Here is a 25113-nt window from a genome sequence, read left to right as displayed (position 1 = left end):
CGTACTCCTCAGGTCACAGCGCCGCGTGCGGCGAATTCAGGCGCCCGCCAGGTCTCTTGCGTCAGTACCTCGCGCAAGGTTTCCACGGCATCCCATACATCGACAAAGCGCGTGTACAGCGGCGTAAAACCAAACCGCAGCACATGCGGCTCGCGATAATCGCCGATCACGCCGCGCGCGATCAACGCCTGCATCACCTCGTAACCATGCGGGTGTTCGAAGCTCGCATGCGAACCGCGCTGCGCATGCTCGCGCGGCGTGACGAGCTTCAGCGGAAACTTGCTGCAGCGCGCTTCGACGAGTTCGATGAACAGATCAGTCAACGCCAGCGACTTCTTGCGAACTGCCTGCATGTCGGTTTGCAGAAACACGTCGAGCCCGCATTCGACGAGCGACATCGACACCATCGGCTGCGTGCCGCACAAGAAGCGGCCGATGCCGTCGTCGGGCTGATACGCCGGGTCCATCCTGAACGGCGCGCGATGACCCCACCAGCCGGACAGCGGTTGAGCAAATTCATTCTGATGCCGCCTGGGCACCCACACGAACGCCGGCGAACCCGGGCCGCCGTTCAGATACTTGTACGTGCAACCAACCGCGTAGTCCGCGCCGACGCCGTTCAGATCGACCGGCACCGCGCCCGCCGAATGCGCGAGGTCCCACAGCGCGAGCGCGCCCTTGTCGTGGATCAGTCTGGTCAGCGCGGCCATGTCGTGCATATAGCCGGTGCGGTAGTTCACGTGCGTGATCATCGCAATCGCGGTGTCATCGCCGATCGCGGCAGGCAGTTCGGCGGGATCGTCGACCAGACGCAATTCATAGCCACGGTCGAGCTGCTCGATCAGTCCTTGCGCGATGTACAGATCGGTCGGGAAATTCGAGCGCTCGGAAACGATCACGCGACGCTTCGGATCGCGCGCATTCGCCACTCGCAGCGCGGCGGACAGCAGCTTGAACAGATTGATCGAAATCGTGTCGGTGACGACCACTTCGTCTTCGGCCGCGCCGATCAGCGGCGCGAGCTTGTTGCCGAGGCGGCGCGGCAGCGCGAACCAGCCCGCGGTGTTCCAGCTGCGAATCAGGCCTTCGCCCCATTCGGCGCCGATTACGGTCTGCGCGCGCTGCGCGGCGGCGGCCGGCGGCACGCCGAGCGAGTTGCCGTCGAGATAGATGGTCGTCGACGACAGCGCGAATTGATCGCGCAACGCCGCCAGCGGGTCGGCGCTGTCGAGCGCCAGTGCTTCGTCACGGTGGTTCATGGTGATTCCGTCGGTCAGATCAGAGGTATTCAGTGAGACTCGGGCAGCGCGCGCAATATCGCGCGTACTGGGCTTGCGTCGAGTGTGGTCAGCTTGAGCGGCAGCGCGATCAGTTCGTAGTCGCCGGCGGCGACCTCGTCGAGCACGATGCCCTCGAGAATCGCCATGCGATGCGCACGGATGCGGTGGTGAGCGTCCATCGTCTTCGACTCCTGCGGATCGAGCGACGGTGTGTCGATGCCGATCAGTTTCACACCGCGCGACGCCAGCAGGTCGATCGTGTCCGGCGCGACCGCGCAGAACGCGCTGTCCCAGACGTTGGTCGGCGCGTTTCTGTAAGTGCGCAGTAAGACTCGCGGCGGCAGGTCATCGAGCGAACCGGTCAAGTGTTGTGGCGTCACAACAGGCGATGCGCCGATGCAATGAATCACGCGGCATCGGCCGAGGTAGGCATCGAGCGGTACATCGCCGATCGCGGCACCTTCGGCGTCGTAGTGGAGCGGGGCATCGGTGTGCGCGCCGGTGTGCGGCGACAGCGTGAGCCGCGCCACGTTGACCGGCGAGCCCGCCTCCATGCGCCATACGCGCTCGATACCCACCGGCGTGTCGCCTGGCCACACGGGCGTGGCGGTATCGACGGCGGGTGTGATGTCCCAAAGTGTTCGCATAGTCGCATCGGCAGTTTGTGTCTATCCGGGAATGATAGGTGGCTTGACGCGAAATGTGATTGCGAAAAAATCTCCTTCCAGGCCGTGTCTTGGAACATAATTTGAGATAAATGGGAAAGGGAGACCGAATATGAACGCGATCTCGCTCGACGCCACCGATTGCCGTATCTTGACGGTGCTTCAGCAAGAAGGACGGATCAGCAATCTCGACCTCGCGGAGCGTATCTCGCTCTCGCCGTCAGCCTGTCTGCGACGCCTGCGCCTGCTCGAAGAGCAGGGTGTCATCGAACATTACCGCGCGTGTCTGAACCGCGAAGTGCTGGGATTCGAGCTGGAAGCGTTCGTGCAGGTGTCCATGCGCAACGACCAGGAGAACTGGCACGAGCGCTTTGCGGACGCGGTGCGCGACTGGCCGGAAGTGGTCGGCGCGTTCGTCGTGACCGGCGAGACACACTATCTGCTGCGCGTTCTCGCGCACAACCTCAAGCACTATTCGGATTTCGTGCTGCAGCGGCTCTACAAGGCGCCGGGCGTGATGGATATCCGTTCGAATATCGTGCTGCAGACACTCAAGGAAGATTCGGGCGTGCCCGTTTCGTTAGTGAAGAAAGCTAGCGGCCACGGCGCCGCGCACAACGATCGTTGACGGCGCCGAAGGCCGCGCGTTCACAGCGGCTTGAGTCCGTGAAACTGGCCGTTCTGAAACACCAGGGGCGAGACTCCGGCGGCATTTTCGTGCACGCCGCAGCGCTCCACTTCGCCGACGAAAATCACGTGGTCGCCTTCTTCGTAACGGCTGCGGTTATGGCATTCGAACCAGGCGAGCGCGCCGTCTAGCACCGGCATGCCCGTGTCGCCTTCCGCATGCGACACGCCTTCGAAGCGGTCGCCCTTCACGGTCGCAAAGCGCTTGCACAGATCGAGTTGCGACGCGGCCAGCACATTGACCACGTAGTGACTGTTCGCGCGGAACACAGGCATCGACGCCGAGCGCGTTGCAAGGCTCCACAACACCAGCGGCGGATTGAGCGAAACCGAATTGAACGAGCTGGCCGTGATGCCGATCAACTGGCCGGACGCCGCGCGCGTTGTAATGACGGTGACGCCGGTGGCGAATTGGCTGAGCGCCTGTTTAAAGGCGCTCTGGTCGAAGTTGGGCGGACTGGCGCGCTTCATTGGGCGCGAGCCCCTGGCGCAAACCGGCCGAAGCTCGGGATGAACCTGTCGCACGCATGGCCGAAAACAAATGATTCGAAAGTCATAGTGAAAATCGTCGATTTGTCCCAATTTTAACTGCAATCGCGGCGGATTGGCCGTGACCGCGAGCCGGTGAGCGAAAAACCCGCTAAGCTGGAAAATCAGCGGGTGGAACGGGCGTTGCGGCGAAGCGTGGACCGGCATCGGCCGATTATGAGTTCAAGGAGCGGGCAGCATGAATCAGACAGGCGAAGTCGCCACTCTCGGCGGCGGTTGTTTCTGGTGCCTTGAAGCGGTGTATCTGGGCGTCGAAGGTGTGAACGCGGTGGAGTCGGGCTACGCGGGTGGTGAGGCCCGGCATCCGACTTATGAAGACGTGTGCGACGGCGAAACGGGCCACGCGGAAGTCGTGAAGGTCGACTTCGATCCGGCGAAGATCAGCTATCGCGAGATTCTCGACATCTTCTTCGCGATCCACGATCCGACGCAGTTGAACCGGCAGGGCAACGACGTCGGCACGCAATACCGCTCGGTGATCTTCACGCATTCCGACGCGCAGCGGGAGATCGCGCTGCAGGCGATCCGCGAGATTGGCGAACAGCAGATCTACGACGGCCAGATCGTCACCCAGGTGTTGCCGCTCAACGACAACTACTGGCCTGCCGAGGATTATCACCAGAACTATTTTGCGCACCATCCGAATCAGGGTTACTGCTCGTTCGTGGTGGCGCCCAAGGTGGCGAAGTTTCGTCAGAAGTTTGCTCACCGGATCAAGGCGAGCTGACACGGCGAGCGGCTGGCCGACGCTCCCTCTCAAGCGTCGGAGTGAGGTGGGCTCCCGTCCCCGTCGGCCGGCGGGGGCTCATGTTCGTGCTCATGAACCAGCCGCGCATACGCGTCGATGATGGCGCGCGCCAGCTCCACGCAACTCAGCGGCGCCGAGCCTTCCGCCTTGTTGTTGATCGCGATCACCACCGGCTGGCCGGCCAGCGCGTAGCGCGCGGCCAGTTCGGCGAGTGAGGCGCGGGTCGCCGGATCCTGATCGACCAGCTGGTTGAACGGTTCGTACTTCGCCTTCGCCTGTTCGTATTTGAAGCCGCCGTGCAGACTCCAGCGCACGATTAGCGGCCCGGCCGGTTCGCCGTCCAGCAGCGCGAGCGCCGCGGCCTGGCGCAGCGGGTCGGGCATGCGGGCGTGAATTCCCACGCAATAGCGCACGCCCGCCGCTTTGAGCGTGCGGATGAAGCGCGGCGTGAGCAGGCTCGCATCGCGGATTTCGATCGCGTAGCAGGTGCCGTCGGGCAGCTTCGGCAAGGCCGCGAGAAATTCGCCCAGCCGTTCGATGAATGCCGCCGGCTGCGCGAGCATCTGATCCGGCAGCGGTGAAATCTGGAACACCAGTGCACCGGCCTTGGCGCCGAGGCCTTCGAGGCAAGGCGTGACGAAGTCGTCGATCGCCATTTGCGCGTTCAGAAAGCACGGGTTCATCGAGACCGGCTCGCCGCGTTCGGCGCGCACGGTGGCGTCGGTGATCGTCATCGGCGCTTTGACGATGAAGCGGAAGTGCTCGGGCACTTGCTGCGCGTAGCGCAAATACTCGGTGACCGTGAGCGCCTGATAAAACGAGCGGTCTATGCTGACGGTCTTGAGCAGCGGATGCGCACCATAGGCCGTGAGACCTTCGCGCGAGAGTTTGCTGTTGCTGTATTCGTCGCCGTAGACAATGCCGTTCCAACCTGGAAACGACCACGTCGAGGTGCCGAGATGGATCTGCGCCGGCAGTTGCGCCGCGAGTGCGAGCAGTTCGGGCGAGGGCGGGGCGGCGAGGATTTCCCGCGCGCGGCGCTTTTTGGCGACGGCGGGGACGGTCGCGGTGTCGGCTTCATCAGGCGCGGCGCCGGCGTCGTCCGGCTGCGAAAGGGTTACAGCGCTCTTCGGACTTGACGGCTTGATCCGGCCTTCGCCCTTCGGCGCCGGCGTTTGCACCGGCATGCCGAACAGATCGAACTGCACGGCTTCGCCCGCAGCGTCAGACTCGCCTTCTACCGGCTGTTCAACTTCGCTTGTCCCGCTCTGGTCCATCGGTGTCCGGTCTGCTGTTCAAAGGTTGCGCCGCGGTCGCCCGCTCATGCACGGCGCCGCGGCGCAACCGTATTACAGCGGTTTGTCGTACATATAGCGGCGCGACCATGGCAGGGTTTTCGCGCTGCGGCCGGCTTTGCGGCACACCACCTGGTAGATGGAGACGTCGTCGTTTTCGAACGCGTAGGCGCAACCCGCGAGGTAGACGCGCCAGATACGGAATTTTTCGTCGTCGACCAGTTTGCGGGCTTCGTCAGCGTGCGTTTCGAAATTGTCCGCCCAGATGTCCAGCGTGTGCGCATAGTGACGGCGCAGGCTTTCGACGTCAACTGCTTCGAGCCCGCCGCGCTGCATGGCTTCGAGCGCGAGGCCGATATGCGGCAGCTCGCCGTCCGGGAACACATAACGGTCGATGAATTCGCCGCCGCCCAGCGCCGTCTCGCCGCTATCCGAATCGCTCGACGTAATGCCGTGATTCATGGCGATGCCGTCGTCGACCAGCAGATCGCGAATCTTCCCAAAGTACCCCGGCAGATTCTTGCGGCCCACGTGCTCGAACATGCCGACGCTCGTGATGCGATCGAATTGCCCCTCGACGTCGCGGTAATCCTGCAGACGGATCTCGATCTGGCCTTCGAGACCCGCGGCTTTCACGCGCGCGGTGGCGAGGTCGAACTGGTTCTGCGAGAGCGTCACGCCCACACATTTCGCGCCGAACTTCTGTGCCGCGCGCAGCACGAGCGCGCCCCAGCCGCAGCCGATATCGAGCAGGCGCTGCCCCGGCTGCAACTGGATCTTGGTGAGGATGTGGTCGATCTTCTTGATCTGCGCGGTGGCGAGATCTTCGTCGCCGTTCTCGAAGTAGGCGCACGAGTACACCATGTTCTCGTCGAGCCACAGCTTGTAGAACTCGTTCGAGACGTCGTAGTGATACTGGATCGCCTTCTTGTCCGACGCCTTCGAATGATTGAAGTAGCGCCGCACGCGCGCCAGCTTGCCCGCGCTGGTGACGGTGTTGCGCGCCAGCTGGTAGCCGACGTTGATGATGTCCGACAGCTTGCCCTCGATGTCGATCTTGCCCTTCACGTACGCCTCGCCGAGATTGTCGAGGCTCGGTTCGAGCAGATAGGGCAGCGCCGTGGCGCTCTTGACATGCAACGTGACCTGGGGCGCGGCGAACTGCCCGAAGTCATGTTGCTGACCGTCCCACAGCACGAGGCGTGCTGGAACGTTAGCCTTGATTTTTACATCTTCCACCCACTGCGCCAGCTTCTTCTCCCAGAACATGCGATCTCTCCGTGTCCGTTGAATTAAAGCAAAGCTTGTGTGGACTGCAGCCCGATGCGGCGCAACTCCTATGCCGCGAGATGCCGTCCTGCCGGCGCGCGCTGCTGCATTGGCAACGCACTGCCGGCGTTGTATGCCGGTTCAAGGCGACAGGCGGGAGATTTGCCAGTCGCTGTGTTCGTCCGATCGGGTGTAGAGCAGGCGGTCGTGCAGACGCGACGGCCGGCCCTGCCAGAACTCGATTGCTTCGGGCACCAAACGATAGCCACCCCAGTGTGGCGGACGCGGCGGTTGATCGCCGTATAGCAGGCTGAATTCGCGTTCGCGTGTTTCGAGCTGCGAACGGCTTTCAATTACCTGACTCTGATTGGATGCCCACGCACCGATACGTGAACCGAGCGGGCGCGACGCGAAATAGCCATCGCTTTCTTCCGCACTGGTCTTGACGATACGTCCCTCGACGCGCACCTGGCGCTCCAGTTCTATCCAGTAGAACAGCAGGCTGGCGTAGGGATTGGCCGCCAGTTCGCGGCCTTTACGGCTCTCGTAATTGGTGAAGAACACAAAGCCGCGCTCGTCGACGCCCTTGATCAGCACGATGCGCGCCGACGGTCGGCCGCGCGGGTCGACCGTGGCCAGCGTCATGGTATTCGGTTCAGGCAGTTGGGCGTCTACCGCCTGTTTGAACCACGTGTCGAATTGACGAAACGGGTTGCGGTCGACATCGCCGACGTCCAGAGAACCCAGCGAATAGTTTTTTCGAAGTTCGGCGAGTGAGGTCATGTTCTTATGCGAACGCTACAGTCCAACCAGTATAGCTAAGGCGCTAATTTTTTGCGCGTAGCCAGGTCAAGGCTTCGCGCGTGCTCTGGTGCATGCCGACGCGCTGCGGCCCACGGTGCTGCACTTTCCACGGCGATGCAAGCTGATGCGTTCAGGCAGAATACGGGGTTGCGCACGCGTGAGCGTTGCCATCCTGTATTTTTGCCTGATCAACGAGCCCTGCCATCATGTCCAGCACCACCGCGCCATCCGATCTTACTACCAGCCTCGACGGGAGTGAAACCGCCGACCGCGCGCGGCGCTTCGGCGGCATTGCCCGCTTGTACGGCGCACCGGCGCTCGCTGCGTTCGAAGGCGCGCACGTGGCGGTCATCGGCATTGGCGGGGTCGGGTCGTGGGTGGCCGAGGCGCTCGCGCGCAGCGCGCTCGGCACGCTGACGCTGATCGATCTCGACAACGTCGCCGAAAGCAACACTAACCGGCAGATCCATGCGCTCGACGGCAACTACGGGAAACCGAAGGTCGAAGCGATGGCGGAGCGCATTGCGGCGATCAATCCGTTTTGCGACGTGCGCCTGATCGAAGACTTCGTCGAGCCGGACAATTTCGAGGCTACGCTCGGCGGCGGCTTCGATTACGTGGTCGATGCGATCGACAGCGTGCGCACCAAGACCGCGCTGATCGCATGGTGTGTGGAAAAGAAACAGCCGTTGATCACGGTCGGCGGCGCGGGCGGCCAGCTCGACCCGACGCGCATTCGCATCGACGATCTCGCGCTGACCATTCAGGACCCGCTGTTGTCGAAGGTGCGCGGCCAACTGCGCAAACAGCACGGCTTTCCGCGCGGGCCGAAGGCGAAGTTCAAGGTGAGCGCGGTGTATTCCGACGAGCCGCTGATCTACCCGGAAGCCGCCGTCTGCGATATAGACATGGAAGCCGAGCACGTGAGCACGTCGCCGGGTCACACGGGACCGGTCGGTCTGAACTGTGCGGGCTTTGGGTCGAGCGTGTGCGTGACGGCGAGCTTCGGTTTTGCCGCGGCCGCGCATGTGCTGCGGGCGTTGGCGAAGCAGGCCACGGCTTGAGGTGAGTCAGGTTGCGGCAAACGCCGCGGCATATCCGGAAAGTCGCGTATTCAGGCGCGGCACACCGGCCGCGCCTGAAGCCTGAATCCTGACTGGGCAGATCAGAACAGCGAGGCGCTCAGCTTGCGCCGCCATTGCGACACCAGCTCCGGCTGATGCGCGGCCAGATCGAACACCGACAGCATGGTCTTACGGCCGATATCGTCGCGGAACGTGCGGTCGCGCTGCACGATCGCAAGCAGTTGCTCGAGCGCTTCCGCATATTTGAGGCGGGCGATGAACGCACTGGCGAGATCGAAGCGCGCTTCGAGATCGGCCGGGTCGGCGGCGACCTTCGCTTCCAGCGCATCGGTCGGCGGCAAGGCCGCGGCGGCGTCCAGTGCGTCGAGGCGCGTCTTGATCGCGTTGAAACGCGCGTCGATGCCTTGCGTCGTTTTCGGCGACAGCAGATCGACTTCGCCGCGAGCCTCGTCGATACGGTTGTCTTCGAGCAGCATTTCAATGCGGTCCATGCGCGCTTCGTCGAAACCCGGGTCGTAGGCGAGGGCCGCTTGCAGCGCCTCGTAGGCATCTTCGCGGCGGCCTTCGGCCAGCGCGGCTTGCGCCTCCAGACGCGCGGCGTCCGCGCCTTGCGGCACGAGCCGCTCGATAAACTCGCGCAACTGGCCTTCGGGCAGCACGCCGACGAACTGATCGACCGGCCGCCCGTCGGCGAATGCCATGACGTGCGGAATGCTGCGCACCTGGAAGTGCGCGGCCAGTTCCTGATTTTCGTCTACGTTGACCTTCACCAGCTTCCATTTGCCGGCGGCTTCGGCTTCGAGCTTTTCGAGCATCGGACCGAGCGTCTTGCACGGGCCGCACCAGGGCGCCCAGAAATCGACCAGCACGGGGGCCAGTGTCGACGCCGTGATGACGTCCTGTTCGAAAGTGGCCAGAGTGGTGTCCATTGCGTCCTCGTCGATAAAACGGTTTGACGGTTAGTTGGGGCCGAACGCCGCGGATTCAATGCTGCCCGAACCCGCCGGTGTTCATTTGCGCTGGGGCAGCGGAATCCATTCGGTTTCGCCCGGCACCTTGCCCATTTCCTGATGGGTCCATGCGAGCTTCGCGGCTTCGATCTTCTCGCGCGAACTGGCGACGAAATTCCACTCGATAAAGCGCTCGCCGTCCAGCTTCTCGCCGCCGAGCAGTATCACGCGCGCGCCGTGGGTGCTCGCCAGCGTGACCGTTTCGTCGAGCGCGAGCACGGCCATCTGACCGGCTTCGAGCGGCGTGCCGTCGATTTCCAGATCGCCGTCCACCAGGTAGACGCCGCGTTCCTCGTGTTCAGGTTCGAGCGCGAAGGCGCTGCCCGGCGCGAATTCGCCGGCCACATACAGCGTGCCGGAGAATGTCGCGACCGGCGAGGTTGCCCCGAAAGCCGTGCCCGCGATCACCCGCAGCGTCACGCCGTTGCGCTCGACCACCGGTAGCGTGTACGCCGCGTGATGCGCGAACGACGGCTCGATCTCTTCGTCTTCGAGCGGCAGCGCGACCCAGGTCTGAATGCCGTGCATGGTCAGGCCGCTCGCGCGATCTTCGTCCGGCGTGCGCTCGGAGTGGACGATGCCGCGCCCGGCCGTCATCCAGTTGACGTCGCCGGGAACGATTTTCTGCGCCGAGCCGAGGCTGTCGCGATGCATGACCGCCCCTTCGAACAGATAGGTCACGGTGGCGAGGCCGATATGCGGATGCGGCCGCACGTCGAGGCCGACGCCGGGTTCGAGGGTGGCCGGGCCCATGTGGTCGAAGAAGATGAACGGGCCGATCAGGCGCGCCTGCATGGCCGGCAGCACGCGCCGCACGGTCAGATTGCCGACGTCGCGCAGATGCGGCTTGAGGACTGCTTTGATCGAGGAGGACATGGCGGGCTCGGCTGGAAGGATGAGTGGAGATCGGCTCAATGAACGATTCTACTGCGGAGGGCAGCCATGACGATTGCTGGACGGCATGCCGGCGTTCCGGGAATCCGTAATGCGGTCCATCGGGCGGTCCATCGCCCGCTTCTGCCGGCTCCGCTAAACTGCCGGATCGAACAATCAATTGGAGAGCGCATGTCGCCCAGGGATTTGCTGCTCGCGCTGGTCGTCGTCGTGGCATGGGGCATCAACTTCGTCGTGATCAAGGTGGGTCTGCATGGCGTGCCGCCGATGCTGCTCGGCGCGCTGCGCTTCACGCTCGCCGCGGTGCCGGCGGTGTTTTTCATCAAACGGCCCAACCTGCCGTGGCGCTGGCTGCTCGCCTACGGCGCGACGATCTCGTTCGGGCAGTTCGCTTTTCTGTTCTCGGCCATGTATGTCGGCATGCCGGCCGGACTCGCGTCGCTGGTGTTGCAGGCGCAGGCGTTCTTTACGCTGATCTTCGCGGCTATCTTCCTGCATGAGCGGTTCCGCTTGCCGAATGTCGCGGGATTGGCGATCGCGGCGGCCGGGCTTGCCGTGATCGGCATGCAAGGGGGGCGTGCCATGACGCTGGCCGGTTTCGTCCTCACGCTGTGCGCCGCGTGTTCGTGGGCGCTCGGCAACATCGTCACGAAGAAGGTCGGCAAGGTCGATCTCGTCGGACTCGTGGTGTGGGGCAGCCTGATTCCGCCGCTGCCGTTTTTTGCGCTGTCGTACGCGTTCGAGGGCCCGCAGCGGATCGCCGCGGCGCTCGCCGGCATCAGCGCGATGTCGATCTTCGCGATCGTGTATCTCGCGTTCATTGCCACGCTGCTCGGCTACGGCTTGTGGAGCCGGCTGCTGTCGCGCTACCCGGCAAGCCAGGTCGCGCCGTTTTCGCTGCTGGTGCCGATTGTCGGGCTCGCGTCGGCGTCGCTGTTTCTCGACGAGCAACTGTCCTCGGCGCAGATCGCCGGTGCGTTGCTGGTGATGGCGGGGTTGGCCGTGAACGTGTTCGGCGGCTGGGTGGTGCAGCGGTTTTCGCCGGCGCGTCGGGCAACTGACGCGTCTGATTGAGCACGAAAGACGCGCGCGAAAACGCGCACCACGACGACGAAAATACGGCCGCATCGAGCGGCCGTATTTCATTGTGTTGCTGCAAGCGAAGTCATCACGTCATGCGGCTTTTCGCGAGCGGCGGATTTGCCGCGAAATAGCGCTTGATGCCGGTCATGATCGCATCGGCCATCTTCTCGCGATACGCGTCGTCGTTCAGGCGGCGCTCTTCGTCCGGGTTGCTGATGAACGCGGTCTCCACGAGGATCGACGGAATGTCCGGCGCCTTCAGCACCGCGAACCCCGCCTGTTCGACCGAGCCCTTGTGCAGCTTGTTGATGCCGCCGATCTCCTTCAGCACGAAGTTGCCGTAGCGCATGGAGTCGCGAATCTGCGCGGTGGTCGACATATCGAACAGCGCGCGGTTCACGGTAGCGTCGGCGGACTTGATGTTGATGCCGCCGATCTGATCCGACGAGTTCTCCTTGTTCGCCATCCAGCGCGCCGCGGCGCTCGACGCGCCATGCTCGGACAGCGCGAACACCGACGAGCCCTTCGCGTCGGGCGTGGTGAACGCGTCGGCATGGATCGACACGAACAGGTCCGCGCCGACGCGCCGCGCCTTCTGCACACGTACGTTCAGCGGCACGAAAAAGTCGGCGTCGCGCGTCATCATGGCGCGCATGTTGGGTTGCGCGTCGATCTTCGCGCGCAGCTTCTTCGCGATGTCGAGCGCGACGTGTTTCTCATACGTGCCCGAGCCGCCGATCGCGCCCGGGTCCTCGCCGCCATGACCGGGGTCGATCGCGACGGTCAGCAGACGCACCGTGTTGCTCTTGCCGGACTTGGGGTTGGTGAACGCGTAGGTGTCGTCGCTGCCGGCATCGTCCGCGCCCAGCGTGCTGGCGCCGTTGCCGCCGTTGCCCTTGTTGCGTGCGATGGCCGTGGGTGGCGCCACCGGCGCGGCGGGCTTGCCGGGAATCGGCGGAACGGGTGTCGGCGCGACGCGCGCGGGCGGACGCGGCACGCCCGGCGCGGACCCGCTGCCGCTGTTCTGCGCGTAACGCTCGAAGAACGCCTCACTGTTGTCGGCGGTGGGCGGCGTAGTACCGGGGCCGCTCAGCGTGACAGGCGGCGGCGCGCTGTTCTCTTCGTTCAGCGTCTGCTGCTTGCGTTCCGTCTGCGCGAGCAGATCCATCAACGGGTCAGGCGCGACCGCCGGGTACAGGTCGAACACCAGCCGGTATTTGTACGCGCCGACCGGCGGCAGCGTGAACACCTGCGGCTTCACCGAGCCCTTCAGGTCGAACACCATGCGCACCACATGCGGCTGATATTGCCCGACGCGCACCGATTGGATCTGCGGATCGTTCGGCGTGATCTTCGACACGAGGTCTTTCAACGCCTGGTCCAGATCGAGGCCGCTCAGGTCGACCACCAGCCGGTCCGGTCCCTGCAGCAACTGCTGTGCGTTCTGCAGAGGCTGATCGGATTCGATCGTCACGCGTGTGTAGTCGCGCGCCGGCCAGACCCGCACGCCGAGCACCGAACTCGCCCAGGCGAGGCGCGGCGCGACGAGACCGAGCACGAGCGTGGACGCACCCGCGCGCAGAATCTGCCGGCGCCGCCAGTTATGCGTTGCGGTGGCCGCCGATTCGATCGAGCGGAACGGTTTGATCAACATCTTTCGAGACATGCCTTTCCTGGTTCGCTGTATGCCCGTGCGACGAGCACACGGCCATCGCCCTGGTTCTCGTTATCGAGGTCGAGCGAGAAGACGAGATCCGGCACGCCCAAGAGGCGCCCCGCGCGTTGCGGCCATTCGACGAGGCAGACAGCGCCGCTGTCGAAGTACTCGCGAAAGCCCGCGTCGGCCCATTCGGCCGGATCGGTGAATCTGTACAGATCGAAGTGATAGAGCGCGAGTTCCCCGGCGGGGCGCTCGAGCACGTAAGGTTCGACGAGTGTGTAAGTGGGACTGCGCACGCGGCCGGTGTGGCCGAGACCGCGCAAGGTTGCGCGCACGAGGGTGGTTTTGCCCGCGCCGAGGTCGCCGACGAGTTGCACTTGCAGCCCGTGGAATGCCGTGTGGTCCTGAACGCCCGGCGCCTGTTGCGAAGCCTCACGCACGCTTTCGATCGCCTTCGCGAAGCGCTTGCCGAACGCGAGTGTGGCGGCTTCGTCCGCGAACGCGAAGGTGCGTTCGAGCAGGACGTTGGCGGGCGGTTGGATCGCGAGATCGGGATTGACAGGCATTCTCGTAAAATGGCGTGATGAACCGAAGTCCGGAGTCCCCTGTTTCCTGCCCGCCTGCGTCTGACGACGATGCGCGTGCCGAGCGTCATTTCAATGAAACGGCGCTGAACGCGCTCGCGCTGAACATCAAAACGTGGGGCCGTGAACTGGGTTTCGGAGCGATCGGCATTAGCGACACCGATCTCTCCGCCGCCGAAGCGCCGCTTGCAGCCTGGCTGGAAGCGGGTTGCCACGGCGAGATGGATTATATGGCGAAACACGGCATGAAACGCGCGCGGCCCGCCGAGCTTGTGGCCGGCACGCGACGTGTGATCACCGCGCGCGTCGCTTATCTGCCTGCGGGGACAATGAGTGGAAAGGCGCATGAAAGCGCTTTGCAGGACGGCCCGCTCGCGCTGGAGAAGCAGGCGAGGCAGGACTGGCGCGCGGTTGAGCACGCGCGGCTCGCGGACCCGTGCGCAGCGGTGGTGTCGATCTATGCGCGCGGCCGCGACTATCACAAGGTCATGCGTAACCGTCTGCAACATCTCGCCGAAAAAATCGAGGCGGAGATCGGCGCGTTCGGCTACCGCGTATTTACCGATTCGGCGCCGGTGCTGGAGGTAGAACTTGCCCAGAAGGCCGGCATCGGCTGGCGCGGCAAGCACACGCTGCTGTTGCAGCGCGACGCCGGGTCGCTGTTTTTCCTCGGTGAAATCTATGTCGACGTGCCGTTGCCGACGGATGCCGAAACCTCGCCCGAGCGCGCGCCCGAAACGCCGGGCTCGCATTGCGGCAGTTGCACGCGCTGCATCGGCGCGTGTCCGACCGGTGCGATCGTCGCGCCTTACAAGGTCGATGCACGCCTGTGCATCTCCTATCTCACGATCGAGTTGAAGGGCAGCATTCCGCTGGAAATGCGGCCGCTGATCGGCAATCGCGTGTATGGCTGCGACGATTGTCAGCTCGTGTGCCCGTGGAACAAGTTCGCGCAGGCCGCGCCGGTCGCCGATTTCGACGTGCGGCATGGGCTCGATCGCGCGTCGCTCGTCGAGCTTTTCTCGTGGAGCGCGGACGACTTCGAGACGCGCATGCAGGGCAGCGCGATTCGCCGGATCGGCTACGAGAGCTGGCTGCGCAATCTCGCGGTGGGCATGGGCAATGCGCTGCGCGCGTCGCCCGACAGTTTGAGCGAAGCGGCGCGTGACGCAATCGTGCAGGCGCTCAGAGCGCGTGCCGGCGACGCTTCGGCAGTTGTGCGCGAGCATGTGGAATGGGCGTTGGAAGCGGCGTAAAGTAGCGGCAATCTATGGGGCACTGGCGTGCGCCGCGCATCTGCGCGATATGCAGGTGCGCCAGCTTGTGAGGCGGAACGTCGCGCCAGTGAGGAGCAGGCAATCATGTTCAACGCAGTGATCGATGCACCGTTCGGCAAGGTTGGCATCCGCCTCGAAGGCGAGGCCGTGCGCGAGATCGTCTATCTGCCGGATTCCATGCAAAACGTCGCACCCGGCACGCCGTTGGCGAGGCAGGCGGCCGAGCAGATCGAACGATATTTCGAGCGTGCTTCGGCGAAGTTCGAGTTGCCGCTTGCCTCGGTGGGCACCGCATTTCAGAAGCGCGTCTGGCAGGCCATCAGCGACATTCCGCCGGGCGTCGTGCTGACCTATGGGCAATTGGCAAGGCAACTCGGCAGCGCGCCGCGCGCGATCGGTCAGGCGTGCGGTGCGAATTACTTTCCGATTGTGATTCCATGCCATCGGGTGGTGAGTTCGAGCGGCATCGGCGGTTTTGCGAATCACGCCGAAGAGGGTTTCTTCCGCAACGTGAAGCGCTGGCTGCTGGCGCATGAAGGCATTCCCTACGCATGAGCGATACCTTGATCGACGACGCGCCCGCCGCGTCACCTCTCTTTGTTGCCAGCTCGGCGTCGATCGACGCATTCTGCGACGCGCTGTGGCTCGAACATGGCCTGTCGCGCAACACGCTCGACGCGTACCGCCGCGATCTGCGTCTCTTTTGCGAATGGCTCGCGCAGAGCCGCAATGCTTCGCTCGACACCGCAAGCGAAGCCGATCTGAACGCGTATAGCGCTGCACGGCAGAAGGACAAATCGACCTCGGCGAACAGGCGGCTCTCGGTGTTTCGCCGCTACTACGGCTGGGCGGTGCGCGAGCATCGCGCGAAGGTCGATCCGACGGTGCGCATCCGTTCGGCGAAACAGCCGCCGCGTTTTCCGTCCACGCTCACCGAAGCGCAAGTCGAAGCGCTGCTCGGCGCGCCCGACGTCGATACGCCGTTGGGTCTGCGCGACCGTACGATGCTGGAGCTGATGTACGCGAGCGGTCTGCGCGTGACCGAACTCGTCACGCTGAAAACCGTGGAAGTGGGCCTGAACGAGGGCGTGGTGCGCGTCATGGGCAAAGGCTCGAAGGAGCGCCTGATTCCGTTCGGCGAAGAGGCGCACGGCTGGATCGAACGCTATCTGCGCGAGGCGCGGCCCGCATTGCTCGGCGCGCGCGCGACAGACGCGCTGTTCGTGACGGGCCGCGCGGAGGGTATGACGCGCCAGCAGTTCTGGAACATCATCAAGCGTCACGCGGCGGCGGCCGGTGTGAATGCGCCGTTGTCGCCGCACACGTTGCGGCACGCGTTCGCCACGCATCTGCTCAATCACGGCGCCGACCTGCGTGTCGTGCAACTGCTGCTCGGCCACACGGATATTTCGACCACGCAGATCTACACGCACGTGGCCCGTGAACGGTTGAAGTCGCTGCATGCGCAGCATCATCCGCGGGGTTGATTTGCGCTCGCGGTGGCGCTTGCCCTTGCGCTTGCCCTTTGCTCAGAGAAACTCGCGCAGCCGATGCTTGAGAATCTTGCCGGTCGATGCGGCCGGCAGCGCGGCAAGCACTTTGACTTCGGCCGGCCGCTTGTACGGCGCGAGACGCTCGCCGCACCAGTCGATCAACTCGGCGGGCGTCACCGTCGCACCCGCAATCAGTTCGACGAACGCGACCACTTCCTCGTTGCCTTCCACCGCGCGCCCGACCACCGCCGACTGCACGACTTGCGGATGCGCGTTCAACACATGCTCGACCTCGGCCGGATACACATTGAAGCCCGAACGGATGATCAACTCCTTGCTGCGCCCGACGATATGCAATGCGCCGTCGGCGTCCTGCCGCGCGAGATCGCCGGTTTTGAGCCAGCCGTCTTCGGTCACGACCGTCCGGGTCTGCTCGGGGCTGCGGTAGTAGCCGAGCATCACATTCGGACCGCGCACCCATAGCTCGCCGATCTCGCCCTTCGCGGCGTCGATGCCGTCGAGTCCGACGAAACGCACTTCGACACCCGGAATGACCTCGCCGACGGAGCAGTCGCTGCGCGGCGCATCGAGCATGGTGTGCGACACGGTCGGGCTGCTCTCGGTCATGCCGTAACCGTTGTGCAGCGGCAAACCGTAGACGCGTTCCACCTGCGCTTTCAACGCGGCGTCGAGCGGCGAGCCGCCTGAATAGGCGAAACGCAGTTGCGGCGCGGACCACGGGTGCCCGTGCGTTTTCAGATACTCGAGCAGTTTGGCGTGCATGGCCGGCACGCCCTGGAAGATCGACACGCGTTCCCCGGCGAGGGCGCGGCGCACGGCTTCCGGTGCGAAGCGCGGTACGAGCCGCAAGGTCGCGCCCGCGTGCAGGCTGCCCAGACACACCGACGCGAAGCCGTACACGTGCGAGATCGGCAGCACGGCGTAGACGACGTCGTCCGGGCCGACTTTGCGCAAGCGGCTCGACATTGCGGCGATGAAGAGCAGATTGCGATGCGAGAGCATCACGCCCTTCGGTGCGCCGGTCGTGCCGGTGGTGTAGATCAACGCGGCGCATTGGCGGTGGTCGGCGGCTTCGACAGGTTCGGCTACCGCCGCGCTGTCCACGGCGTACGACCAGTTGCCGATGTCCGGCGTGATAGCCGGCGCCGTGGTGGCTCGATGCCGCCGAGCGTGCTGTTCGGCGTCGGTCGAGCTTTCCGTGGCGTAGGCGACCACGCGCGGTTGCGCATGCGCGCGGATCGAGTCGAGTTCGGCTGCCGACAGCCGCGCGTTCGACACCAGCGCCCACGCATCGAGCCTCGCGGTCGCGAACAGCAGCACGATCTGCGCGATGCTGTTCTCGGCGACGATCATCACGCGATCGCCGCCGCGCACGCCCCATTCGCGCAGCAGCGCGGTGGCGGCGTCGACGGCCTGCAGCAGTTGCGCGCTGCTCAGACGGCGCGCATCCTCGATCAATGCGATATGGTGTGGATCACGCGCGGCAGCGAGCGCGGCAATGTCGGCGATCCGCGCGGGCAGTGCAGCCAGCAGCGCGGGAATGTCGATCGTGGAACGGGTGGATGAATCGAGGCTCAACGCTGTCTCCCAGAAACGAGTCGGTGCCCGGCGTGCGGTGCGCCGGAGGATTTTCGAACGATCGTGCCATAATCGCCGGGCCCGCACAATCGACCATTCGGCAAATAGCCGTTGCGTAAAGTCGCCATTACAATGCGCCGATGAGCAAATCCAGACACGTCTCCGAAACGCCGGCCACGCAGTTTCTGCGCCGCCACGGCGTCACTTTCGGCGAGCATCCTTACGATTATGTCGAACACGGCGGCACCGGGGAATCGGCCCGCCAGCTCGGCGTGGACGAACATCACGTGGTGAAGACGCTGGTGATGGAAGACGAGCACGCCAGGCCGCTGATCGTGCTGATGCACGGCGACCGTACCGTCAGCACCAAGAACCTCGCGCGGCAGATCGGCGCGAAGCGCGTCGAGCCGTGCAAGCCCGAAGTGGCGAACCGGCATTCCGGCTACCTGATCGGCGGCACCTCGCCGTTCGGCACGAGAAAGCAGATGCCGGTGTACGTCGAATCGAGCATTCTCCAAATGGACCAGATCTGGCTGAACGGCGGCCGGCGCGGTTTTCTGGTCAGCATCGAGCCGAAGGTGTTGACGCAGTTGCTGGCGGCGAAGCCGGTTCAGTGCGCGAGCGTCGATTGACGTTTGCCTGAATGTTTTCCGGGCGCGCCGGTTCGGTAGAATGTGCGCCGCTTCGTTCCGAGTTGCGCGCCCTGTTGCGGTTGGGGTATCGAGTTTCAGACCGCCGATCCTTATAAGAGTCCCAGATGCAAAACCTGATCGTTGCTGTCGTTGCCTACCTGATCGGTTCGGTGTCGTTCGCCGTGATCGTGAGCGCCGCGATGGGCCTCGACGACCCGCGCTCGTACGGCTCGGGCAATCCGGGCGCCACCAACGTGCTGCGCAGCGGCAGCAAGAAGGCCGCGATTCTCACGCTGATCGGCGACGCGTTCAAGGGCTGGCTGCCGGTGTGGTTCGTCGTGCACTTCGGCGCGCGCTATGGGCTCGACGACACGTCGGTGGCGATCGCGGCGGTTGCCGTGTTTCTCGGCCACCTGTATCCGGCTTTCTTTCGCTTCAAGGGCGGCAAGGGCGTGGCGACCGCAGCGGGCGTGCTGCTTGCGATCAATCCGATCCTCGGCGTGGCTACCTTGCTGACCTGGCTGATCGTGGCATTCTTCACGCGCTATTCGTCGCTGGCGGCGTTGGCCGCGGCGGTGTTCGCGCCGATCTTCGACGGCTTTCTGTTCGGGCCGCATATCATCGCGCTGGCGATTGTCGTGATGAGCTCGCTGCTGGTGTGGCGCCATCGCGGCAATATTGCCAAGCTGATGCGCGGGCAGGAAAGCCGGATTGGCGACAGGAAGAAGGCGGATGCGGCGGCAAAGCCGACGGCGGGGAGCGACGTCTGACGGGCTGATGCATTGGCGCGCGGGGTTCGCGCGCCGAAGCGTCAGTCGCGGAAGTTGTTGAAGTCGAGCGGCGTGTCCGTCACGTCCTTGCGCAGCATGGCGATCACGCTTTGCAGATCGTCGCGCTTGCCGCCGGTGATGCGCACCGCGTCGCCCTGAATGCTCGCCTGAACCTTGATCTTGCTGTCCTTCACGAGGCGCACGATTTTCTTCGACAGATCGCCCGACACGCCCTTCTTGATCTTGATGACCTGCTTGACCTTGTCGCCGCCGATCTTCTCGATCTTGCCGTAGTCGAGGAAGCGCACGTCCACGTTGCGCTTGGCCATTTTCGACAGCAGCACGTCTTTCACCTGGCCGAGTTTGAAATCATCGTCCGCGTAGGCCGTGATTTCGTTTTCCTTGTGTTCGACGCGCGCGTCCGACCCTTTGAAGTCGAAGCGCGTTGAAATTTCCTTGTTGGACTGCTCGATCGCGTTCTTGACTTCGATCATGTTCGCTTCGCAGACGACGTCAAACGATGGCATTGCTTTCTCCCAATAGTGCTGCGGTGCGCGACGCAACCGGCCGGCTGCTCGCGAGGCACTCGCTATAATCACGGACCGGACGTCATTTTACCGACGCCACTCCCTTTTGCCCAAGGCCGCCGCGCATTGTCGCCCGGCTGGCGCCGCAAGCCGGTTCGATCGGCTGCTTTATTCGTTGTTTCATTCGTGAGTTCCACCGTTCTCGTTCCGATGTCCCAAACCGAATCCGCCGCGTTCCTTGCCGGCTATCCGCTCAAGGCGCACAACACCTTCGGCTTCGATGTTCGCGCGCGGTTTGCATGCCGCATCGAGCAGGAAGCGCAATTGATGCCCGCGGTGCGCGATCCGCGCGCGGCCGGCCTGCCGCGCCTCGTGCTGGGCGGCGGCAGCAATGTCGTCCTGACCGGCGACTTTGGCGGTCTGGTATTGCTGGTCGCGCTGCGGGGCCGCCGCGTCGTGCGTGAAGACAATGATGCATGGTACGTCGAAGCAGCGGGCGGCGAGCCGTGGCATGAGTTTGTCGGCTGGACTTTGTCGCAAGGAATGGCGGGTCTCGAAAACCTCGCGTTGATCCCGGGCACGGTGGGCGCGGCGCCGATCCAGAACATCGGCGCGTACGGATTGGAGATGTGCGAGCGCTTTGCGTCGCTGCGCGCGGTGGAGTTGACCACGGGCGCGGTGGTCGAGCTGGATGCGCAGGCGTGCCGCTTCGGCTATCGCGACAGTTTTTTCAAGCGGGAAGGGCGCGACCGTTTCGTGATTACGTCGGTGACGTTCCGTTTGCCGAAGGTCTGGCAGCCGCGCGCCGGCTATGCGGATCTCGCTCGCGAGTTGGCCGCGAACGGCCATGCCGGCACGCCGCCGACCGCGCAGGCCATCTTCGATGCGGTGGTGGCGGTGCGGCGCGCCAAACTGCCCGATCCGCTGGAACTCGGCAATGCGGGCAGCTTCTTCAAGAATCCGGTGATCGGGCCGGCGCAGTTCGAGGCGCTGAAGCTCAGGGAACCGGACGTCGTGTCCTACGTGCAGGCAGACGGGCGGGTGAAACTCGCCGCCGGCTGGCTGATTGACCGATGCGGCTGGAAAGGCCGCGCGATGGGCGCGGCGGCCGTGCATGAACGGCAGGCGCTGGTGCTGGTGAACCGCGGCGGCGCGAGTGGCGCCGAAGTGCTGGCACTCGCGAAAGCGATTCAGCGCGATGTGCGTGAGAGGTTTGGGGTGGAACTGGAGCCGGAGCCGGTTTGTTTGTGATGACCGGCTGCCGATAAAAAAGGCGCCGGGAGTCTCCTCCCGGCGCCTTTTTGCGTTTTGGCTCTGGCCGAGCCTTGCGGCGCCTGACTTCGCTTACGCGAAGTCAGCGTCCACCGAAACACTCGCCATCAGCCACGCTGACGACGCGCGTTTTCCGCAATCCGCATACGCAGTGCGTTCAGCTTGATGAAGCCGCCGGCGTCGGCCTGGTTGTAGGCGCCGCCGTCGTCGTCGAACGTTGCGATGGTCTTGTCGAACAGCGTTTCCTTCGAATCGCGCGCGACAACCGACACGCTGCCCTTGTACAGCTTCACACGCACCCAGCCGTTGACCTTCTCTTGCGTATGGTCGATCAGCACCTGAAGCGCGCGGCGCTCCGGGCTCCACCAGTAGCCGTTATAAATCAATGCGGCGTAGCGGGGCATCAGATCGTCTTTCAGGTGAGCCACTTCACGGTCGAGCGTGATCGACTCGATGCCGCGGTGCGCCTTCAGCATGATCGTGCCGCCCGGCGTTTCGTAGCAGCCGCGCGACTTCATGCCGACATAACGGTTTTCCACCAGGTCGAGACGGCCGATGCCGTGCTTGCCGCCCAGACGGTTCAGTTCGGTGAGCATTTCCGCAGGCGACAGACGCTTGCCGTTGATTGCAACCGGATCGCCGTGCTCGTACTCGATGTCGAGGTATTCAGCCTGGTCCGGCGCTTCTTCCGGCGAGACGGTCCAACGCCACATGTCGGCTTCCGCTTCCGCTTTCGGATCTTCCAGGTGACGGCCTTCGAACGAAATGTGCAGCAGGTTCGCGTCCATCGAATACGGCGCGCCGCCTTGCTTGTGCTTCATTTCAATTGGAATGCCGGCCTTTTCGGCATACGCGAGCAGCTTTTCGCGCGACAGCAGGTCCCATTCGCGCCACGGCGCGATCACCTTGATGCCCGGTTCCAGCGCGTAGTAACCGAGTTCGAAGCGAACCTGGTCGTTGCCCTTGCCGGTTGCGCCGTGCGACACCGCTTGTGCGCCGGTGGCGCGCGCGATTTCGATCTGACGCTTGGCGATCAGCGGACGCGCGATCGAGGTGCCCAGCAGGTACTCGCCTTCATAGATCGTGTTGGCGCGGAACATCGGGAACACGAAGTCACGCACGAATTCTTCGCGCAGGTCTTCGATAAAGATGTTTTCCGGCTTGATGCCGAGTTGCAGGGCTTTCTTGCGCGCCGGTTCCAGCTCTTCGCCCTGGCCGATGTCGGCCGTGAACGTGACGACTTCGGCGTCGTAATTGTCCTGCAACCACTTCAGGATGACGGAGGTGTCGAGGCCGCCCGAATAGGCGAGCACGACTTTCTTGATATCGCTCATGGTGAACTCGTAGCTGGAGAAAGCGGGAAAACAAGGCGCGCCGGCGGTCCCGGAGCGCGGAAAACCACTATTTTGACACTAAACCGCCGGTTGCCCGCGTTTTTGGGGCAGTGCGGTGACGAAGCCGGGTCCGCTTGACGCAGTGGACGCCGGCCCCATGCGTGGCGCTGAACGTGGATGCCTTGCCTCGTATTCAAGGCCCCGTCGCGCTTCACGCAGATGCTGCTTCAGATGCTGGGCAGCGGCTCGCTCAATGATTCAGCTTGCCGAGCAGCAGGTATTCCATCAACGCCTTCTGCACATGCAGACGATTTTCCGCCTCGTCCCACACGACGCTTTGCGGGCCGTCGATCACCTCCGCGCTCACTTCCTCGCCGCGGTGGGCGGGCAGGCAGTGCATGAAGAGCGCATCTGGATTGGCGCGCGCCATCATGTCGGCGTCGACGCACCAGTCGGCGAAGGCTTTCTTGCGCGCTTCGTTTTCGGCTTCGAAGCCCATGCTGGTCCAGACGTCGGTGGTCACGAGGTCGGCGCCGGCGCAGGCCTCGTTCGGATCGTCGAATTCTTCGTAGAACGGCGCGCTCTCGGCGGCGACCACGGCGCGGTCGAGCTTGTAGCCCGGCGGCGTGGACAGGCGCAGCTTGAAGCCGAGAATCTGCGCGGCTTCGATCCACGTGTACAGCATGTTGTTGGCGTCGCCGACCCACGCGACCGTCTTGCCGCGAATCGGGCCGCGATGCTCGAAGTACGTGAAGATGTCCGCCAGCACCTGGCACGGGTGATATTCGTTGGTCAGCCCGTTGATCACCGGCACGCGCGAATTCTCGGAGAAGCGCTGGAGAATGTCCTGCCCGAACGTGCGGATCATGATGATGTCGACCATGCGCGAGATGACCTGCGCTGCGTCTTCGATCGGTTCGCCGCGACCGAGCTGCGTGTCACGCGTGCTCATGAAAACGGCGTGGCCGCCCAACTGGAAGATGCCGGCTTCGAACGACAGGCGCGTGCGTGTCGAATTTTTTTCGAAGATCATCGCCAGCGTGCGATCGTGCAGCGGATGGTAGGTCTCGTAGTTCTTGAACTTGCGTTTCAGAATGCGCGCGCGTTCCAGCACGTACTCGTAGTCTTCCAGCGAGAAATCCTTGAACTGCAGGTAGTGGCGAATTTTCTTGGCGGTCATGAAACAAATACGGCGGTCTCACCCGGCAGGATTGCCGGACGGCGCCGCCGTCGTTTGTGGTAACTCAATGCAGCATAAAGGATTTCGCCCGGTTTGACGAGTCGGCCAAAAGGCCGCTCGAGCGGTCTGAAAGGCTTATGGATAGCTCAGACATGTCTTGTGTGCGCTGCGGAAAAAGGTCCGCTGCGCTATAATCTGCGGGTTATCCCAAAGCCCAGCAGGCCGGTATTTCGCTTGCGGGACACGGCTCGCGCGGCTCGGAAAAGCCTGCTCGCGGTGCGCCGTCATGACAGGCGCAAAGGCGGCTCAGCCAGCCCTTCGCGGTTCTGGTGGTGCGGTTCGCCATCGCGGCATGGTTGGCGGGTCCAGGCAATTCAAAGCCGTTTCCGCCGTCAGCTTTGCCGTCATCCCGCTGGGCAGTCACACAGGTATTCCTACATGGCCGAAGCAGCTCCAATCGAATATTTCATTCAGGGCATCACGTCGACGGGAAAAAAGTTTCGGCCGAGCGACTGGTCGGAGCGCCTCGCAGGCGTCATGGCGTGCTTCGGCCCCGGTGCAAGGAAGGGGCCGAACGCCTACATGCAGTACTCGCTTTATGTCCGGCCAACCATGCTCGGCGACCTCAAATGCGTGATTCTCGATTCGCGTTTGCGTGACATCGAACCAATGGCATTCGACTTCGTCCTCAACTTCGCGAAAGACAACGACCTCGTCGTGACCGAAGCTTGCGAGTTGCCGCCGGAGCACGGCACGCAGCGGCCCGAGAATAAGCGCTAAAGCGCAGGCCGGTTGAATGGGCAAAAACAAAAACCCGCCAGCAGCGGGTTTTTTCATGGCCGAAGCACGGGCATCGGCGGGTGGGACGGGCCATTAGGTCGCACCGGTTCCAGACAAAAAAGCCCGCCGAGGCGGGCCTTTCCATGCAGCGGAAACAGGAGGTAGCCCGCCGAAGCGGGCCGACCGGAATTACTGCGCTGCGGGCGCTTGCAGACCCTTGATGGCTGCAGCGAGGCGGCTCTTATGGCGAGCAGCCTTGTTCTTGTGAACGATTTTCTTGTCGGCGATGATGTCGATGGTCTTCGACGATGCCAGGAAGATCTCAGCGGCCTTGGCCTTGTCGCCGGCGTCGATCGCCTTGCGGACAGCCTTGATGGCCGTGCGGAACTTCGAGCGCAGTGCCGAGTTGTGCGAGTTTGCCTTGGCGGCCTGGCGGGCGCGCTTGCGTGCTTGTGCGGAGTTAGCCATGACGGTTCCTTATCCTGTTCCTGTTTCCAGTACCTGACCTTCAAGTGGTGAGGTGCTGCTTTTAGATCGAACTCTTGGAAGCGATTGCCCAAGAGCGCAAAAGTGTCGAAAAAATCGCTCGGACTACGCAAAGGCAGGCCTGTGTTTTCGGGCTATTCGAGGGTGTTC

The 25113-nt window shown here is 63.7% G+C and carries 26 protein-coding genes; 11 read left to right on the top strand and 15 right to left on the bottom strand.

The window, feature by feature from the left end; all coding sequences use genetic code 11:
• Positions 1 to 8: 8 nt before the first annotated feature.
• Positions 9 to 1259 carry a kynureninase gene (kynU, locus tag BXE_RS18225; RefSeq protein WP_011489697.1) on the bottom strand — a complete coding sequence of 417 codons (1251 nt, stop codon included), beginning with the start codon at positions 1257 to 1259 and terminating at the stop codon, positions 9 to 11.
• A 29-nt stretch (positions 1260 to 1288) separates the two neighbouring features.
• Positions 1289 to 1927 (bottom strand): arylformamidase, encoded by a 639-nt coding sequence (gene kynB, locus BXE_RS18220; RefSeq protein ID WP_011489696.1) that lies wholly within the window; start codon positions 1925 to 1927, stop codon positions 1289 to 1291.
• Between the two features lie 130 nt (positions 1928 to 2057).
• Between kynB and BXE_RS18215 the strand changes: the two genes are divergently transcribed.
• Positions 2058 to 2573, top strand: coding sequence for an Lrp/AsnC family transcriptional regulator (locus BXE_RS18215; RefSeq protein ID WP_011489695.1), 516 nt, complete (start codon positions 2058 to 2060; stop codon positions 2571 to 2573).
• A gap of 20 nt (positions 2574 to 2593) precedes the next feature.
• Here the strand turns inward: BXE_RS18215 and BXE_RS18210 are convergent, their stop codons facing one another.
• The gene (locus BXE_RS18210) at positions 2594 to 3103 is read right to left on the bottom strand and encodes a flavin reductase family protein (protein WP_011489694.1); all 510 of its coding nucleotides are present in this window, start codon (positions 3101 to 3103) and stop codon (positions 2594 to 2596) included.
• A gap of 256 nt (positions 3104 to 3359) precedes the next feature.
• Here BXE_RS18210 and msrA point away from each other — a divergent pair, with 256 nt between their 5' ends.
• Positions 3360 to 3908: a peptide-methionine (S)-S-oxide reductase MsrA gene (gene msrA, locus BXE_RS18205; RefSeq protein ID WP_011489693.1), complete on the top strand. Its 549-nt coding sequence runs from the start codon at positions 3360 to 3362 to the stop codon at positions 3906 to 3908.
• Positions 3909 to 3937: 29 nt separating this feature from the next.
• On the opposite strand, the gene BXE_RS18200 is transcribed toward msrA, so the two are convergent.
• The 3 genes from BXE_RS18200 to pdxH all read right to left on the bottom strand — a co-directional run bounded on the left by BXE_RS18200 (position 3938) and on the right by pdxH (position 7276).
• On the bottom strand, positions 3938 to 5206 hold the full coding sequence (locus BXE_RS18200) for a DUF72 domain-containing protein (RefSeq protein ID WP_011489692.1): 1269 nt from the start codon (positions 5204 to 5206) through the stop codon (positions 3938 to 3940).
• Positions 5207 to 5278: 72 nt separating this feature from the next.
• Positions 5279 to 6493 carry an SAM-dependent methyltransferase gene (locus BXE_RS18195; RefSeq protein ID WP_011489691.1) on the bottom strand — a complete coding sequence of 405 codons (1215 nt, stop codon included), beginning with the start codon at positions 6491 to 6493 and terminating at the stop codon, positions 5279 to 5281.
• A gap of 141 nt (positions 6494 to 6634) precedes the next feature.
• On the bottom strand, positions 6635 to 7276 hold the full coding sequence (gene pdxH / locus BXE_RS18190) for a pyridoxamine 5'-phosphate oxidase (RefSeq protein ID WP_011489690.1): 642 nt from the start codon (positions 7274 to 7276) through the stop codon (positions 6635 to 6637).
• A 227-nt stretch (positions 7277 to 7503) separates the two neighbouring features.
• Between pdxH and tcdA the strand changes: the two genes are divergently transcribed.
• A complete protein-coding gene (gene tcdA / locus BXE_RS18185; protein ID WP_011489689.1) occupies positions 7504 to 8361 on the top strand; it encodes a tRNA cyclic N6-threonylcarbamoyladenosine(37) synthase TcdA in 858 nt (285 codons plus the stop codon).
• 101 nt (positions 8362 to 8462) lie between these two features.
• On the opposite strand, the gene trxA is transcribed toward tcdA, so the two are convergent.
• Positions 8463 to 9311: a thioredoxin gene (gene trxA, locus BXE_RS18180; RefSeq protein WP_011489688.1), complete on the bottom strand. Its 849-nt coding sequence runs from the start codon at positions 9309 to 9311 to the stop codon at positions 8463 to 8465.
• A gap of 81 nt (positions 9312 to 9392) precedes the next feature.
• Positions 9393 to 10268 (bottom strand): pirin family protein, encoded by an 876-nt coding sequence (locus BXE_RS18175; protein WP_011489687.1) that lies wholly within the window; start codon positions 10266 to 10268, stop codon positions 9393 to 9395.
• Positions 10269 to 10457: 189 nt separating this feature from the next.
• Between BXE_RS18175 and BXE_RS18170 the strand changes: the two genes are divergently transcribed.
• Complete coding sequence (locus BXE_RS18170) at positions 10458 to 11360, top strand: O-acetylserine/cysteine exporter (protein WP_011489686.1); 903 nt, start codon at positions 10458 to 10460, stop codon at positions 11358 to 11360.
• 94 nt (positions 11361 to 11454) lie between these two features.
• Here BXE_RS18170 and BXE_RS18165 read toward each other — a convergent pair whose 3' ends face one another.
• Both BXE_RS18165 and tsaE read right to left on the bottom strand, forming a co-directional pair.
• Positions 11455 to 13035 (bottom strand): N-acetylmuramoyl-L-alanine amidase, encoded by a 1581-nt coding sequence (locus BXE_RS18165; RefSeq protein WP_038457389.1) that lies wholly within the window; start codon positions 13033 to 13035, stop codon positions 11455 to 11457.
• On the bottom strand, positions 13017 to 13595 hold the full coding sequence (tsaE, locus tag BXE_RS18160) for a tRNA (adenosine(37)-N6)-threonylcarbamoyltransferase complex ATPase subunit type 1 TsaE (protein ID WP_011489684.1): 579 nt from the start codon (positions 13593 to 13595) through the stop codon (positions 13017 to 13019). Before tsaE ends, BXE_RS18165 begins: the two co-directional genes overlap by 19 nt.
• Positions 13596 to 13612: 17 nt before the next feature.
• Between tsaE and queG the strand changes: the two genes are divergently transcribed.
• From queG to xerD, 3 genes are all read left to right on the top strand, one after another.
• Positions 13613 to 14869 carry a tRNA epoxyqueuosine(34) reductase QueG gene (queG, locus tag BXE_RS18155; RefSeq protein WP_011489683.1) on the top strand — a complete coding sequence of 419 codons (1257 nt, stop codon included), beginning with the start codon at positions 13613 to 13615 and terminating at the stop codon, positions 14867 to 14869.
• A 105-nt stretch (positions 14870 to 14974) separates the two neighbouring features.
• Positions 14975 to 15445 carry a methylated-DNA--[protein]-cysteine S-methyltransferase gene (locus BXE_RS18150; RefSeq protein WP_011489682.1) on the top strand — a complete coding sequence of 157 codons (471 nt, stop codon included), beginning with the start codon at positions 14975 to 14977 and terminating at the stop codon, positions 15443 to 15445.
• On the top strand, positions 15442 to 16377 hold the full coding sequence (xerD, locus tag BXE_RS18145) for a site-specific tyrosine recombinase XerD (RefSeq protein ID WP_011489681.1): 936 nt from the start codon (positions 15442 to 15444) through the stop codon (positions 16375 to 16377). Before BXE_RS18150 ends, xerD begins: the two co-directional genes overlap by 4 nt.
• 42 nt (positions 16378 to 16419) lie before the next feature.
• Here the strand turns inward: xerD and BXE_RS18140 are convergent, their stop codons facing one another.
• Positions 16420 to 17982, bottom strand: a complete 1563-nt coding sequence (locus BXE_RS18140; protein WP_011489680.1) for a class I adenylate-forming enzyme family protein — start codon at positions 17980 to 17982, stop codon at positions 16420 to 16422.
• Positions 17983 to 18122: 140 nt separating this feature from the next.
• Here BXE_RS18140 and ybaK point away from each other — a divergent pair, with 140 nt between their 5' ends.
• Complete coding sequence (gene ybaK, locus BXE_RS18135; protein ID WP_011489679.1) at positions 18123 to 18614, top strand: Cys-tRNA(Pro) deacylase; 492 nt, start codon at positions 18123 to 18125, stop codon at positions 18612 to 18614.
• 125 nt (positions 18615 to 18739) lie between these two features.
• Entirely contained in the window at positions 18740 to 19384 is a 645-nt protein-coding gene (gene plsY / locus BXE_RS18130) for a glycerol-3-phosphate 1-O-acyltransferase PlsY (RefSeq protein WP_011489678.1), read from the top strand.
• 41 nt (positions 19385 to 19425) lie between these two features.
• On the opposite strand, the gene BXE_RS18125 is transcribed toward plsY, so the two are convergent.
• On the bottom strand, positions 19426 to 19911 hold the full coding sequence (locus BXE_RS18125; RefSeq protein ID WP_007180572.1) for a YajQ family cyclic di-GMP-binding protein: 486 nt from the start codon (positions 19909 to 19911) through the stop codon (positions 19426 to 19428).
• 210 nt (positions 19912 to 20121) lie between these two features.
• Between BXE_RS18125 and murB the strand changes: the two genes are divergently transcribed.
• Positions 20122 to 21162 (top strand): UDP-N-acetylmuramate dehydrogenase, encoded by a 1041-nt coding sequence (murB, locus tag BXE_RS18120; protein WP_011489677.1) that lies wholly within the window; start codon positions 20122 to 20124, stop codon positions 21160 to 21162.
• A 128-nt stretch (positions 21163 to 21290) separates the two neighbouring features.
• Here the strand turns inward: murB and BXE_RS18115 are convergent, their stop codons facing one another.
• Both BXE_RS18115 and argF read right to left on the bottom strand, forming a co-directional pair.
• On the bottom strand, positions 21291 to 22517 hold the full coding sequence (locus tag BXE_RS18115; RefSeq protein WP_011489676.1) for an argininosuccinate synthase: 1227 nt from the start codon (positions 22515 to 22517) through the stop codon (positions 21291 to 21293).
• 250 nt (positions 22518 to 22767) lie between these two features.
• Positions 22768 to 23697 carry an ornithine carbamoyltransferase gene (argF, locus tag BXE_RS18110; protein ID WP_011489675.1) on the bottom strand — a complete coding sequence of 310 codons (930 nt, stop codon included), beginning with the start codon at positions 23695 to 23697 and terminating at the stop codon, positions 22768 to 22770.
• Positions 23698 to 24135: 438 nt separating this feature from the next.
• Here argF and BXE_RS18105 point away from each other — a divergent pair, with 438 nt between their 5' ends.
• A complete protein-coding gene (locus BXE_RS18105; protein WP_011489674.1) occupies positions 24136 to 24477 on the top strand; it encodes a DUF3579 domain-containing protein in 342 nt (113 codons plus the stop codon).
• A 189-nt stretch (positions 24478 to 24666) separates the two neighbouring features.
• On the opposite strand, the gene rpsT is transcribed toward BXE_RS18105, so the two are convergent.
• A complete protein-coding gene (gene rpsT / locus BXE_RS18100) occupies positions 24667 to 24945 on the bottom strand; it encodes a 30S ribosomal protein S20 (protein WP_007180577.1) in 279 nt (92 codons plus the stop codon).
• Positions 24946 to 25113 lie beyond the last annotated feature (168 nt).

Source organism: Paraburkholderia xenovorans LB400, from assembly GCF_000013645.1.
GTDB lineage: Bacteria > Pseudomonadota > Gammaproteobacteria > Burkholderiales > Burkholderiaceae > Paraburkholderia > Paraburkholderia xenovorans.
The sequence above is the reverse complement of the archived record's forward strand: the minus strand, read 5'-3'. Positions and strand labels throughout refer to the sequence as shown.

Excerpts from the sequence above, each read along its gene's own strand:
- kynB (WP_011489696.1), bottom strand. The coding sequence starts at position 1,927 with ATGCGAACACTTTGGGACATCACACCCGCCGTCGATACCGCCACGCCC.
- BXE_RS18165 (WP_038457389.1), bottom strand. The coding sequence starts at position 13,035 with ATGTCTCGAAAGATGTTGATCAAACCGTTCCGCTCGATCGAATCGGCG.
- kynU (WP_011489697.1), bottom strand. The coding sequence starts at position 1,259 with ATGAACCACCGTGACGAAGCACTGGCGCTCGACAGCGCCGACCCGCTG.
- BXE_RS18105 (WP_011489674.1), top strand. The coding sequence starts at position 24,136 with ATGGCCGAAGCAGCTCCAATCGAATATTTCATTCAGGGCATCACGTCG.
- pdxH (WP_011489690.1), bottom strand. The coding sequence starts at position 7,276 with ATGACCTCACTCGCCGAACTTCGAAAAAACTATTCGCTGGGTTCTCTG.
- murB (WP_011489677.1), top strand. The coding sequence starts at position 20,122 with ATGTCCCAAACCGAATCCGCCGCGTTCCTTGCCGGCTATCCGCTCAAG.
- msrA (WP_011489693.1), top strand. The coding sequence starts at position 3,360 with ATGAATCAGACAGGCGAAGTCGCCACTCTCGGCGGCGGTTGTTTCTGG.
- BXE_RS18150 (WP_011489682.1), top strand. The coding sequence starts at position 14,975 with ATGTTCAACGCAGTGATCGATGCACCGTTCGGCAAGGTTGGCATCCGC.
- queG (WP_011489683.1), top strand. The coding sequence starts at position 13,613 with ATGAACCGAAGTCCGGAGTCCCCTGTTTCCTGCCCGCCTGCGTCTGAC.
- plsY (WP_011489678.1), top strand. The coding sequence starts at position 18,740 with ATGCAAAACCTGATCGTTGCTGTCGTTGCCTACCTGATCGGTTCGGTG.
- argF (WP_011489675.1), bottom strand. The coding sequence starts at position 23,697 with ATGACCGCCAAGAAAATTCGCCACTACCTGCAGTTCAAGGATTTCTCG.
- BXE_RS18200 (WP_011489692.1), bottom strand. The coding sequence starts at position 5,206 with ATGGACCAGAGCGGGACAAGCGAAGTTGAACAGCCGGTAGAAGGCGAG.
- BXE_RS18125 (WP_007180572.1), bottom strand. The coding sequence starts at position 19,911 with ATGCCATCGTTTGACGTCGTCTGCGAAGCGAACATGATCGAAGTCAAG.
- BXE_RS18170 (WP_011489686.1), top strand. The coding sequence starts at position 10,458 with ATGTCGCCCAGGGATTTGCTGCTCGCGCTGGTCGTCGTCGTGGCATGG.
- BXE_RS18175 (WP_011489687.1), bottom strand. The coding sequence starts at position 10,268 with ATGTCCTCCTCGATCAAAGCAGTCCTCAAGCCGCATCTGCGCGACGTC.
- ybaK (WP_011489679.1), top strand. The coding sequence starts at position 18,123 with ATGAGCAAATCCAGACACGTCTCCGAAACGCCGGCCACGCAGTTTCTG.
- BXE_RS18210 (WP_011489694.1), bottom strand. The coding sequence starts at position 3,103 with ATGAAGCGCGCCAGTCCGCCCAACTTCGACCAGAGCGCCTTTAAACAG.
- tcdA (WP_011489689.1), top strand. The coding sequence starts at position 7,504 with ATGTCCAGCACCACCGCGCCATCCGATCTTACTACCAGCCTCGACGGG.
- xerD (WP_011489681.1), top strand. The coding sequence starts at position 15,442 with ATGAGCGATACCTTGATCGACGACGCGCCCGCCGCGTCACCTCTCTTT.
- BXE_RS18215 (WP_011489695.1), top strand. The coding sequence starts at position 2,058 with ATGAACGCGATCTCGCTCGACGCCACCGATTGCCGTATCTTGACGGTG.
- tsaE (WP_011489684.1), bottom strand. The coding sequence starts at position 13,595 with ATGCCTGTCAATCCCGATCTCGCGATCCAACCGCCCGCCAACGTCCTG.
- trxA (WP_011489688.1), bottom strand. The coding sequence starts at position 9,311 with ATGGACACCACTCTGGCCACTTTCGAACAGGACGTCATCACGGCGTCG.
- BXE_RS18195 (WP_011489691.1), bottom strand. The coding sequence starts at position 6,493 with ATGTTCTGGGAGAAGAAGCTGGCGCAGTGGGTGGAAGATGTAAAAATC.
- BXE_RS18115 (WP_011489676.1), bottom strand. The coding sequence starts at position 22,517 with ATGAGCGATATCAAGAAAGTCGTGCTCGCCTATTCGGGCGGCCTCGAC.
- rpsT (WP_007180577.1), bottom strand. The coding sequence starts at position 24,945 with ATGGCTAACTCCGCACAAGCACGCAAGCGCGCCCGCCAGGCCGCCAAG.